Raw genomic sequence first — 12,763 nt, 5'->3', positions numbered from 1 at the left:
AAAAATAAACTCCTAAATTGTTTGCCGATCCGATTTTCTCTGTTTAAAACCGACGATTAAAAATAATAAACCCAATAGAATATCCAACAGTAAGGTAGACAATAATGCGCTTGTAATGCCCCATATAATAACCTGCGGACTAAATTGAATTTGATAATTGTAATGTTTAACTGTTTGTAACCAAATTTCACTTTGATATTGTGTTGCCACGTGTAAGGCTGCTGCAATCTGACCAGCATTGAGAATTTGTTGTTGCTGCTCTAGCTGAGTAATTGCTTGATAGATAGCTTGAATATTCGCGGCACTTTCTGTCACCAATATATCTTGATGCTGCTGATAGTACTGAATTAGCTTATGAATATCGCCATTAAAGTGCACATCGGCACTTTGTTGAAAACCAACAAAATCAGTCTTAGCTTGGCTTAACCTTGCGTCTAAGGTTTGTTTGTAACTGGCAACAAAAGCGGGAACCTGTAGGCCATACAATAAAGTAAATGCAAAACAAATCATTTTTAGATACTGACGCATAATGATGGCCTATCTCTCCAACCCAATTTAATTGCAAGCATATTGCTTGTGCATACAGTAGTGCACAAACATAGCTGTCGTTAAACCCAACACCACAAAATATTGCCCTAAAGACAACTGCAATATAGCTAATATAACAATAGCGACTATTGCCGAAACCACCATAAAAATAGCATTAAAAATGTTATTTGCTGCAATGACTTGGGCGCGAACATTTGCACTCACTTGCGTTTGCAAAAAAGTGTATAAAGGCACAATAAACACCCCACCAGCAATGCCCAATACGGTCAATAAAGCTGATGTTGTTAGTAGCTGACTCACTTGGTCGTAACCTGACCCCAAAGTTAAAACAAAACCACAGCAGGCCGCAGCCATTAGATAAGCTGCAGGTACAACTAAAGTGAATTTGACCTTACCTTTGTTTAAATAGTTACTTAATAACGAACCAATACCAACAGCTAAACTAAAAACCGCCAACAATATGGACACATAAGCAGGGTTATCTGATAAATACGCTTTAACTAAATTGGGTAACTGAGTTAATACACTTGCGCCCAAAAACCAAAACCAGCTGATTAATAAAATACAGTACAAAAGTTTTTTATCGGTAAAAATAACCTTGATTGCCTGTTTACTCGCTGCATAAAAAGCGATTTTTGTAGCTTGCCCAATATTCATCACCTTGGCTTCTTCTGTGGCTGGCAACTGTGGAATTTGTGCAGCTGCAAGCCATCCCAAAACAGCTAAGATAATAATACCAGCACAAGCAAAGATTATCGCTTGTTCAAACGCCATAACCACGCCAGCTAACAAAGTACCAACTAAGATAGCGACAAAAGTCGCCATTTCAACCAAAGCATTTGCTCCCAACAACTCATTTTTAGGCAAAACTTGTGGCAATATCGCATACTTGATCGGCCCAAAATACGCGGACTGAGTGCCCATAAAAAACAGTAAAATAAATAACAGAGTCAGCTGTTGAAAATACAAACTAATAGCAGCACTAAGCATTAATATAACTTCCAGCAGTTTGAGTCTGCGAATAATATTGACCTTGTTATACCTATCGGCCAACCAGCCAGCATGCCCAGAAAAGATAAAAAATGGCAGTATAAATAACCCTGCCGCCAAATTAACTAATAAGGCTGAATCAGCAGAAGAACCGACCGGAATAACAAATGCGATAAATAACAACAAGACATTCTTGTATAAGTTGTCGTTCATAGCCCCTAAACTTTGCACCAAAAAATAAGGCAGAAAGTTTTTTTGAGTCAGTAGCTTAAAACTTGTCATTGGAAATCCCTGTTTATTAACTTTTGTTAGTTTGGCAAAGTTGGATTAAATCGTATTTTACTGCTTGATACCGGACTAAATGATCTGAACTATCTAACCTGTTAGTGACCAACAAACGGCAAAAACCAAACAGCATATACCAAACACTATTCACTTTGCTGTTGTCTCGGATTAACCCAGATAAAGCACCACATACAATTTGCTGGCGATTCAAACTATGGTCAATTAAATGCGCAGCCTGATCCGGTGCATATTCAAAAATCAGTCGCCAAACAAAAGGCTGCTCGGCCGCCAATTCATATAAACAATCGGCTAAATCCGCCAGCTGAGTACACTTGTCCAATCTAATATCTAACCAATAACTAAAACATTTGTCTGCGATAAACTGCCAACATAGCTGGTAGGAGGATAATTTATTTAACAAAGTCGATGGTACACAACCAATAGCGCCGCTCAACTGCCGTATTGGTATTTGTTCTGCAGGCGTAGACTGCAATAACGGCAACGCAGCATTGAGTAACTTAAAACCAAAGTCATCTAAATTCATTTTGCTTGCATCAAAAATACCAAGCTGAGTATTTGTTACTAAAGTTGTCATTATTTGCAATGTGCTTAACAAAAGTTGGATAAAAAACAAGCAACATCAGCCAATGGGACTACACTTTAAAAGTTCATGTCAGCGCAATAGGAGATAGCAAAATGAATGCAACAACCAATTGGCAGAGCATCCAGTGGTTTAGAATGCTGATAGCCGCTTTGTTCTTAACGAGTTTAATGGCTTGTAATATATCAATAAATACCGATGATGACGATGACGACGACCCCCACCACGATGAATATATCACGCTAATGGTCAAATTAGATGGTCATCAAGAAAACCCTATGGTTGATACCGACGCTTGGGGCTGGGGTGAAATAAAAATAGATGAAGATGACATGATGATTAAAGGCATGATCACCATCTACAATTTAACCCCCGACGCTGCACATTTACATGTGGGCGTAGCAGGCACCAATGGCGGCGTAATTGTCGGCCTTAATCAAAGTTCTGACAGCGCCGATATTTGGGAGTTACAAGATACAACACTGTCAGCTGATGAGTTGGCCGCGGTGTTAAATGGTAAAACCTATATTAACTTTCATACCAGCGCACACCCTTCTGGGGAAATTCGTGGTCAAGTATTGCCACACCATATTGAAATTAGCGACTTTAAGCTAATGGGTATGTATGAGGTGCCAGTGGTTGATACCCAAGCTATGGGTTATGGTTGGGCAACAGTCGATCATGAAATGGAAACGTTAGAAGTGCATGTTACAACTATGGATTTAGACAATGCCACCGCAGCACATATCCATCAGGGTTACGCTGGTGTGAATGGTGATGTGGTTGTTGGCTTAACCCAAGACTCTGCTGATATGAATCATTGGTCTGTGATGACAGATTTAGACCAAACAAACAGTGATTTACTCCATATGGGTCAACTTTATGTCAATGTACATAGTTCTGATTTCGCTGGCGGTGAAATAAGAGGTCAAATTACCATAGGTAAAACTCATGTACTTTATACTGAGCTAACTGGCGACCAAGAAGTACCAGCCGTCACCACAGATCACTCAGGTTTAGCGTCTTTGACTATTATGGAAAAAGACGATGGTGGTGCTGATTTAGTTTTATATGTACACACAGACGTCGACGACGCAACTATGGCACATATACATGCAGGTTTACTTGGTGTGAATGGCGGCGTTGTGTTGGGCTTAGTCCAAGACACTAGCAATTTAATGAATTTCTCATTGATGGATAGTTTCACCGCTGAGCAACTTATGGCCTTTTTAGATGATGAGTATTACATCAATGTACATTCGACCACTCAAGCGTCTGGTGAACTCAGAGGTCAACTCATGCCAGATGACGATGATATGCATGATATGAACGGTGATGGAAGCGGTAATGGTTCGATGAATTACTAATCGAATTATTCGTCAACTCGCTCAACAACAAAAAATCCGCAGCACTTTATATTGCTGCGGATTTTTTATTGGATAAGCCAAGAAACAGGCAAAATCAAAATAATTAAAAAATTTGCAAATTATTTTGAACTAAGCCGATTTTCGACACTCTATAATTATGTGTTTGAAAATGTGCTCCTGTTGTATCTCCCTTGTAACCCGCTAGTGGCAACACCAGCGGGATTTTTTTATCCTAAATTTCAGTATTCCAAATAGCAAAGCCGCAAAATGCGGCTTTGGGAAATTAATTCAATTTTAAATTAGTTAAAATTTTAGAACGGAATATCGTCGTCAAAATCTAAGTTAGGTTCTGCTGGCGGCGCTGCTTGTGGTGCTGGCGCAGGCGCTGGACGTTGTTGTGGTGCAGACTGCTGATAACCGCCACCTTGTTGTGGTGCTTGGTTATATTGTGGTTGAGCTGCTGGCTGCTGATAACCACCACCTTGCTGTGGTGCTTGATTGTATCCACCTTGGTTATTATTTGCATAACCACCGCCTTGAGCGCCCTGCCCTTGGCCACCGTCGTTACGGCGATCTAACATCTGCATGCTGCCAGTCATATCAACAACAACTTCTGTGGTATATCTGTCTTGACCTTGTTGGTCTTGCCACTTACGCGTTTGCAACTTACCTTCAATATAAACTTGTGAACCTTTACGTAAATATTCACCAGCAATTTCAGCTAATTTGCCAAAAATAACCACTCGGTGCCATTCAGTTTTTTCATTCATTTGACCAGAATTACGATCTTTCCAACTTTCTGATGTTGCAATAGTTAAGTTTGCAACAGCATTGCCGTTAGGCATATAGCGGACTTCTGGATCCTGACCTAAATTACCGATTAATATCACTTTGTTGATGCCGCGAGATGCCATTATCTTCTCCTAATTCTGTTTCGCATGTTGGTTTAAGTAGCTGTCTAACGCCTGTTCGTCCAACTGCTTAGGTAAAACTTTTAAATATGCTAATTGTTCTTCAACGATAACAACCGCTTCTTCAATTCCTTTAATTTGAGTCAGCGCTTGTGCCATATCTTCTGCTATTTGGTGGCTTGCTACCGCCACACTCACCACTTTGGGTTTAGTTCTAACTGGTAATATTAAGTTATTTGCTAACCATAACCAAGGTAAACAAACTAAAGCACAAAATAATAACAGCCCATTTACTGAACTCAATTGTAAAACTGTCCCACCTATCATGCCACCGGCAAATGCACCGGCAAACTGACAGCTTGAAAACATGCCCATAGCTGAACCTTTCTGCCCAGCGGGTGCAATGCGACTAACCCAAGCGGGCAAGTTTGCTTCTAAATAATTAAAGGCGACAAAAAATACGATAAGCGCTGCAAATAAACCAATTAATATCTGCTGACTGAAATATACAACTAACATAGCCACAGCTAATAAAATAATCGCCAGCTTAAATACAGTTAACTCTTTATTGCTTTTAACTGCCCAAATTAATAAGGGCGCCATCAATACAAATGAAGCCAACAAAGCAGGAAAATACAACATCCAATGGCTATTAGCGGCAAAACCTGCATTGACCAATAAACCAGGAATGGCAACAAATAAACAGGTTAAAAGCATGTGTAGTACAAATACACCAAGGTTTAATTTAGCCAGTTGTGGATGTTTAACTAACTGTTTCAACTGCGCTGGTACCGGAATAGCATCACGGTTTGAGCCTCGGCTCACTGAGTCTGGCACTTGAAAATACACCAGCAGCATACCCAATACCGCAAATACTGCAGTTAAATAAAATATTCCAGATAAACCAAAACGCTCTGCCAATAATGGGCCAACCACCATAGCCGCCGCAAACGACAAACCTATGCTCATGCCGATAATGGCCATAACTTTAGAGCGCTGCTGCTCTCGGGTTAAATCGGATGCTAACGCCAATACCGCACTGGCGATAGCGCCTGTGCCTTGTAAAAAACGCCCGACTGCTACCCAATAAACATCTTCGGCCATGCCTGCTGTTACACTACCCAACGCAAACAAACTTAAGCCTAATAAAATAACTGGCCGACGACCAATTTTATCCGATAGCAAACCCATAGGGATTTGTAATAAAGCTTGGGTTAGTCCGTATGCACCAATAATTATGCCTATCCATAAAGGTGACACGCCAGCCAATTGGTCACCATACACTGCCATTACAGGCATGATCATAAATAAGCCCATCATGCGAAGGCTAAATATGCCGGCTAAAACTGCAGCAATTTTCTTTTCGTATCGGGTTAATGTCTCTGACATAAAATTGCAATAACTGAACTAACTAACGAGCGCGACAGTATAACATGCCATCAGCTTAGGTACTGTATAAATTTTAACGGCCGTTATACAACACAACAAAGCTTTTGCTCGTTTGGATAAAAACTAGAAGCAACAGAATAAACTGTGTCATAATAACTGTCTATATTTACAGTTAAATTGTTTGCAGGGCAAATATGGATACTATCGAAGTTAGAGGGGCGCGCACCCATAATTTAAAAAACATTGACCTAACTTTACCGCGTGACAAGCTTATTGTGATCACCGGATTGTCAGGCTCAGGTAAATCGTCACTCGCTTTTGATACCTTGTATGCTGAAGGCCAGCGCCGCTATGTTGAATCTTTATCCGCATATGCTAGGCAATTTTTATCTTTGATGGAAAAACCAGACGTTGACCATATCGAAGGTTTATCCCCTGCTATTTCGATTGAGCAAAAAAGTACTTCGCACAATCCAAGATCAACTGTTGGAACTATCACTGAAGTTTACGATTATCTCAGATTGTTATTTGCCCGTGTCGGTGAGCCTAGATGCCCTACTCATAAACAAGCATTAACCGCGCAAACTGTTAGCCAAATGGTTGACCAAGTTTTAGCTTTGCCTGAAGGCAGTAAACTCATGTTGCTTGCGCCAATTGTTAAAGGACGTAAAGGCGAACACATTAAAACCTTCGAAAGTTTATCAGCGCAAGGTTTTATTCGTGCACGAGTGAATGGTGAGATTTGTGATTTGTCTGATCCACCAACTTTAGAATTACATAAAAAACATACGATTGAAGTGGTAGTAGACCGCTTTAAAGTACGTGATGACCTAAAAACGCGTTTAGCTGAAAGTTTTGAAACCGCGTTAGACATTGCAAATGGTGTAGCAACTATTGCCTGGATGGACGACACAGCCAAAGATGAGATGGTATTTTCAGCGAACTTCTCCTGCCCTCATTGCGGTTATAGCATGCAAGAAGTTGAACCGAGAATATTCTCGTTTAACAGTCCATCTGGCGCATGTAGCAGTTGTGATGGTTTAGGGGTTAAACAGTATTTTGATCAACACAGAGTGGTGACTAACCCTGAGCTCAGTTTATCTGGTGGTGCGATTAAAGGTTGGGATAAACGCAGTTTTTATTATTTTCAAATGCTTAAAACCGTTGCTGAGCACTATGGTTTTGATGTAACCACACCTTGGCAAGAGTTAGATGCCGAGCAACATCAAGTAGTGTTATACGGCACGGGTAAACTCAGTTTAGATTTTAACTATATGAATGATAGAGGTGACATTATCCGTCGCCAACATCCATTTGAAGGCATAATTCCGAATATGGAAAGACGCTACCGCGAAACTGAATCTAACTCAGTACGTGAAGAAATGGCGAAATTCCTCAACAACCAAGCCTGCCCTAGCTGTAAAGGTACAAGATTACGTGAAGAAGCGCGTAACGTTTTTGTCGCCGACACAAACTTGCCACAAGTTGCGGATTTATCAATAGAACAAGCATCCGCATTTTTTAATAGCTTGCAGCTGACAGGTCAAAAAGCACAAATTGCCGATAAAATTCTTAAAGAAATTAACGACCGACTTGGCTTTTTAGTTAATGTTGGTTTGAACTATTTAACCCTATCACGCAGTGCTGATACTTTATCCGGTGGCGAAGCACAACGTATTAGACTTGCCAGCCAAATTGGTGCGGGTTTAGTCGGCGTTATGTACGTATTGGATGAACCATCTATTGGGTTACATCAAAGGGATAATGAGCGCCTGTTAAAAACCCTCACTCATTTGCGTGATTTAGGCAATACGGTAATAGTGGTTGAACATGATGAAGACGCCATTCGCTGCGCTGATTATGTATTAGATATTGGCCCCAAAGCAGGCGTGCATGGTGGTGAAATTGTTGCACAAGGAACAGTTGAAGATATAAAAAATAGTGAGCATTCACTTACTGGCCAATACCTTTCAGGAAAAAGACAGATAAAAGTGCCGACAGAGCGTACCAAGCCAAATGATAAGTGGATAGAGTTAAAAGGTGCCAGTGGCAATAACTTAAAAGATGTCGACTTAGCCATTCCATTTGGGTTATTAACTTGTATTACTGGTGTATCAGGCTCAGGTAAATCGACCTTAATCAATGATACTTTATTTAGTTTGGCGCAAACTGAACTTAACAAGGCGACCACAAATCAGCCTGCCCCATATAAAAGCATTCATGGGTTAGAACATTTGGATAAGGTGGTGGATATAGACCAAAGTCCAATTGGCCGCACTCCAAGATCAAACCCTGCAACTTATACGGGTATTTTCACCCCAATTCGTGAATTATTCTCAGCAACTCAAGAAGCGCGCTCACGTGGTTATAAACCAGGACGTTTTAGTTTTAACGTTAAAGGGGGACGCTGCGAAGCTTGCCAAGGGGATGGTGTAATTAAAGTTGAGATGCACTTTTTACCAGATGTATATGTAGCTTGTGATGAATGTAAAGGTAAACGCTATAACCGCGAAACTTTAGAAATTAAGTATAAAGGTAAAAGCATTCACGAAACTTTGGATATGACAGTGGAAGATGCGCGCGAATTTTTTGATGCTGTTCCTGCAATTTCACGCAAACTACAAACTTTAATGGATGTAGGTTTAAGTTATATTCGTTTAGGCCAAGCTGCGACAACTTTATCAGGTGGCGAAGCACAAAGGGTTAAACTGGCGCGTGAGTTGTCGAAACGAGATACAGGTAAAACTTTATATATTCTTGATGAGCCAACCACAGGTTTGCATTTTTACGATATAGAGCAGTTATTGGCGGTTATTCACAGGTTAAGAGACCACGGTAATACTGTGGTGATTATTGAGCATAATTTGGATGTGATTAAAACTGCTGATTGGATTGTTGATTTAGGCCCAGAAGGTGGTAGCGGTGGTGGTGAAATTCTCTTTGCTGGATCGCCGGAAGATTTAGTTAAACAGGAAAATAGTCATACAGGAAGGTTTTTAAAGCCGCTGTTGTAAGCGGCGTCCCAACTATTAGTAACTCGCCGCGCTTCTAACATAGTGCAATAGTGCTTGGAAGTTGCGGTCAATTCACCGAACGCTTCGAGCATGGTGCAGTATGCGGAAATCACTAGAGCATAACTATCGCAAAACCGCTAGCCTGATACTCCATAAGTCAGAGTAGCAGATCCCTCCATGGATGACAGGCCCTGTCGTCATCCATGACTCCACCTCATTCAGCTGCGAAGCGGTGCTTCGGTCTTCATTCGCCCCTGAAAAAGAAATTTTGCTCTAAGTTATCGCTCTAGCACTTTCCTTACAAATGAGTTGCTATCCGCAAACTGAATTGCCCCCAACTCCCAATCACCCATCAAACATTTTTGTCGCGATTAAAGCCAGCAATACAAATGCAGGGAAAGATAGTTGATATTGTTCATGAAGGAATGTCTATTCGCATACACGAATAAAGTGAGGGCTGTTGTTAGAATTACCCTAAGCAGAACCTACTTTTCAGGGATGAAAAGTCAGAGCGCACACGGACGTGTTTACAGCGTTTCTGCGTGGGTAATCTAACCTCGGGCCGGCTATATTGCACAAATGAGCCGTCAAATTAAACTAGCTCGACCATTCTATGGCAACGAACTAGCCGCGCTGTAGCTATGCGCAACGATACACGCATAGAGCTAAGATTGAATTACCCAATCTTAGCTAATTCGCTGCGCATCTCATCAATGGCAACTTTATAATCGTCAGCACCAAAAATAGCCGTGCCAGCAACAAACATATCAGCGCCAGCAGCTGCAACTTCTGCGATATTATTCGTTTTAACGCCACCATCAACTTCAATACGAGTATTCAAACCAAGTTCATCAATGCGCGCTCGCAACTGACGAATCTTATCTAAGGTAAACGGAATAAACGACTGACCACCAAAACCAGGGTTAACCGACATAAATAAAACAAAATCTAGCTGAGGTAATACATAATCTAACACAGATAAAGATGTAGCAGGATTAAGTACTAAACCCGCTTTAATACCACGTTGTTTAATTAAACTAATAGAGCGATCTACATGTTTACTAGCTTCTGGGTGGAAGCTGATATAAGCAGCACCAGCATCAGCAAACTGATTGATTAAATCATCAACTGGCTCGACCATAAGATGCACATCAAAATCAGCTTTAATACCATAATTTTTTAAAGCTTCTAAGACCGCTGGGCCAAAAGTTAAATTTGGCACATAATGATTATCCATTACATCAAAGTGGATAATATCTGCACCAGCTGCTACAACTTTTTCAACATCTTCACCAAGTCGAGCCAAATCCGCGGCCAAAATCGACGGTGCAATTAAATAAGGATTCATAGTCGTAATACCTAAACATTCTTGTATTTGTTAATAACAGCTATTCTAACCGCTAATTTTATCCAAACCAAACCTAACGAAAGCAATAAAAAATATTACCAGAAAGAAAAAATAATCAGCATTTATAAAAAACTAACTAAAAAGATGCAAAAAGTCGTACTTAATGACTCTAGATCAGTTCAATTGCACCACATTGATACACACCAGTTCACATTTGCACCATAGAATACCAGCGTTTTGTAGTGATTTTGCCAAATAAGTGCTATAAACTGGCGCTGCAGTTCACGAAAAGAAAGTATGAATCCCCTATTTATTAGGCTTTACACGCTTTTTTTAAGGGAAATTAAAAAATCGGCATGAGGGTTGCTAATCCTCTTCAGCACATTTAGAAAATTGAAAAATTCCAATTTGGAGAACTAGCATGAAAAAAACATTACTTGTAGCTTCTATTTTAGGCGCAGTATCTACTATGGCTTCTACTTCTGCTATGGCGGTAGAGGGTTTATCAGCAAATGCGGCAGTAACTTCTAACTATTACTGGCGTGGTATGACTCAAACTGACGATGGTGCGGCTGTTTCTGGTGGTATCGATTACGCAGATGAGTCTGGTTTCTATGCTGGCGTTTGGACCTCAAACGTAGTTTATGGCGGCGCAGCTTCAGAAGTAGATCTTTACGTAGGTTTCAGTGGTGAAATGGAAGGTATTGCTTATGATGTAGGTTATGTATACTTCAACTACCCACGTAAATCCGCGATTCCAGCAGGCGCAGCTACAGATTTAGATTTCGGTGAAATCTACGCTAGCGTATCTTTCGACGCTTTAACTTTAGGTATTGCTGTGCTTGCGAATGCTGAAACTTCTGGCGCTAGCTTCGGTGATTCTACTTACATTTCTGCTGACTACGCTCTAGAAGTTGCGGAAGGTATTGAAGCAGCTTTCCATATCGGTTCTTACGATGGTGATTTCGCAGCAGAAGGTATCGACGTTGGCGCAAGCATTTCTAAAGATGGTTTTACTTTAGGTGTTGTAGAATCAGACCGTGACGGTGAATCTCTAGGTTTCTACGTTTCTTACGCTGTAGACTTCGACCTATAATTTAGATAATCAAATCTAAATGACAAAAACCCGCTTCGGCGGGTTTTTTAGTTTCTGATATTCAGTAAATCAAAGTTCAGATGCGATTTACTCTATTCTGCTTAGTTAAACAGCTTTTGTTGACTGATGAATACTTCCAACCTTATACAGTGCTAGCACCTCTTTAACGGCTCGGCGGTTTTCAACTTTTTGGCTAATAACTCTAGAAACTTTAGTCGAGCGTATATTGGCATTGTGATACAACTTGCGACTTACAGGTGTATCATGGTTACTAATCAATACAGTGTTTGTTCCTTTAAGCGCCAGCTCAGCAGCTGTATGAGCCAAACGTTGCTGGTCGTGAAACGCGAAGCCAGCTCTAGCATACTGGGTAAAATTAGCCGTATCACTCAAGCTCACATACGGAGGGTCACAATATATTACAGCCCCTTTTGGTGCATGTTGCATACAGGTCTGAAAATCGATTTGTGTAAAAGTGGCATTTTGTGCTTTTTCAGCAAAAAAATACATCTCAGATTCAGGGAAATAAGGCTTTACATAGCGGCCAAACGGCACATTGTAATGGCCAGATAAGTTGTAGCGACACAAACCGTTATAACCATGCCGATTTAAATAGGTGAATATAACAGCACGTCTAAAGGTATCGGTTTCTTGGTTAAACTCAGTGCGGATTGCATAATAAGCATCTGCGTTGTTAAATTTATCTTGGTACAGCTTGGCACATTCGCTAATTAGGCATTCTGGTTTTAGTTGTAAATGCCGATATAAGCCAATGAGATCTGGATTAATATCATTTAAAATATAATGCTTATATTGTGTGTTTAAAAACACCGACCCAGCCCCAACAAAAGGCTCGACTAAAGTTTCCGGTCTTTTGGGTAATAATTGAGTAATTTTTTCAATTAGATTGTATTTCCCACCGGCCCACTTTAAAAAAGCTCGTTGTTTTTTATGGTTTTTTATCGTCATTTATTCGCTTTTTTATATCTGCAACCGATTTCGCAAATGCCCCTTTATTTTGTAGGCTTGCGGGTAAATTTTTTATCGCGTTATTTGTTTCAACTAAATTTGGGTATAAACCCACAGTGACCGCAAAGTACTGTTGGTAATGGTATACCTTGGCTACACCAATCAGTGTATGGTGAGCTAAATAATCAGCCAACAGTTTATCCGAGCTGATGAGGGTTAATTGTATCACATAGTATTTCGAATC

At 40.4% G+C, this 12,763-nt stretch carries 11 protein-coding genes; 3 read left to right on the top strand and 8 right to left on the bottom strand.

Features of this window, described 5'->3' with window-relative positions:
- Window positions 1–12: 12 nt before the first annotated feature.
- Genes WSC_RS0115845 through WSC_RS0115835 form a run of 3 tightly spaced genes read right to left on the bottom strand, consistent with a single transcriptional unit; the run spans window position 13 to window position 2,419 of the window.
- The gene (locus WSC_RS0115845) at window positions 13–528 is read right to left on the bottom strand and encodes a DUF2937 family protein (RefSeq protein WP_016956927.1); all 516 of its coding nucleotides are present in this window, start codon (window positions 526–528) and stop codon (window positions 13–15) included.
- 27 nt (window positions 529–555) lie between these two features.
- Window positions 556–1,821: an MFS transporter gene (locus WSC_RS23100; RefSeq protein ID WP_016956926.1), complete on the bottom strand. Its 1,266-nt coding sequence runs from the start codon at window positions 1,819–1,821 to the stop codon at window positions 556–558.
- A gap of 16 nt (window positions 1,822–1,837) precedes the next feature.
- On the bottom strand, window positions 1,838–2,419 hold the full coding sequence (locus WSC_RS0115835; protein WP_016956925.1) for a hypothetical protein: 582 nt from the start codon (window positions 2,417–2,419) through the stop codon (window positions 1,838–1,840).
- A 101-nt stretch (window positions 2,420–2,520) separates the two neighbouring features.
- Here WSC_RS0115835 and WSC_RS23095 point away from each other — a divergent pair, with 101 nt between their 5' ends.
- Window positions 2,521–3,792 carry a CHRD domain-containing protein gene (locus WSC_RS23095; RefSeq protein ID WP_016956924.1) on the top strand — a complete coding sequence of 424 codons (1,272 nt, stop codon included), beginning with the start codon at window positions 2,521–2,523 and terminating at the stop codon, window positions 3,790–3,792.
- Between the two features lie 311 nt (window positions 3,793–4,103).
- On the opposite strand, the gene ssb is transcribed toward WSC_RS23095, so the two are convergent.
- Both ssb and WSC_RS0115820 read right to left on the bottom strand, forming a co-directional pair.
- Entirely contained in the window at window positions 4,104–4,706 is a 603-nt protein-coding gene (ssb, locus tag WSC_RS0115825; protein WP_016956923.1) for a single-stranded DNA-binding protein, read from the bottom strand.
- Window positions 4,707–4,715: 9 nt separating this feature from the next.
- On the bottom strand, window positions 4,716–6,092 hold the full coding sequence (locus WSC_RS0115820; protein ID WP_016956922.1) for an MFS transporter: 1,377 nt from the start codon (window positions 6,090–6,092) through the stop codon (window positions 4,716–4,718).
- 194 nt (window positions 6,093–6,286) lie between these two features.
- On the opposite strand from WSC_RS0115820, the gene uvrA reads away from it, so the two are divergent.
- Window positions 6,287–9,106, top strand: a complete 2,820-nt coding sequence (gene uvrA / locus WSC_RS0115815; RefSeq protein ID WP_016956921.1) for an excinuclease ABC subunit UvrA — start codon at window positions 6,287–6,289, stop codon at window positions 9,104–9,106.
- 676 nt (window positions 9,107–9,782) lie between these two features.
- Here uvrA and rpe read toward each other — a convergent pair.
- Complete coding sequence (rpe, locus tag WSC_RS0115810; protein WP_016956920.1) at window positions 9,783–10,454, bottom strand: ribulose-phosphate 3-epimerase; 672 nt, start codon at window positions 10,452–10,454, stop codon at window positions 9,783–9,785.
- Between the two features lie 421 nt (window positions 10,455–10,875).
- Here rpe and WSC_RS0115800 point away from each other — a divergent pair, with 421 nt between their 5' ends.
- Entirely contained in the window at window positions 10,876–11,550 is a 675-nt protein-coding gene (locus WSC_RS0115800; RefSeq protein ID WP_016956918.1) for a TorF family putative porin, read from the top strand.
- Between the two features lie 105 nt (window positions 11,551–11,655).
- Here WSC_RS0115800 and WSC_RS0115795 read toward each other — a convergent pair whose 3' ends face one another.
- Together WSC_RS0115795 and WSC_RS0115790 are read right to left on the bottom strand one after the other, a co-directional pair.
- Window positions 11,656–12,519, bottom strand: a complete 864-nt coding sequence (locus WSC_RS0115795; protein ID WP_016956917.1) for a Dam family site-specific DNA-(adenine-N6)-methyltransferase — start codon at window positions 12,517–12,519, stop codon at window positions 11,656–11,658.
- Window positions 12,500–12,763: SPOR domain-containing protein (locus WSC_RS0115790; RefSeq protein WP_016956916.1), on the bottom strand; the 264-nt coding region annotated here is incomplete at its 5' end. The genes WSC_RS0115795 and WSC_RS0115790, both read right to left, overlap by 20 nt.

Source organism: Catenovulum agarivorans YM01, from assembly GCF_000281085.1.
GTDB classification, from domain to species: Bacteria; Pseudomonadota; Gammaproteobacteria; order Enterobacterales; family Alteromonadaceae; genus Catenovulum; species Catenovulum agarivorans.
The sequence above is the reverse complement of the archived record's forward strand: the minus strand, read 5'-3'. Positions and strand labels throughout refer to the sequence as shown.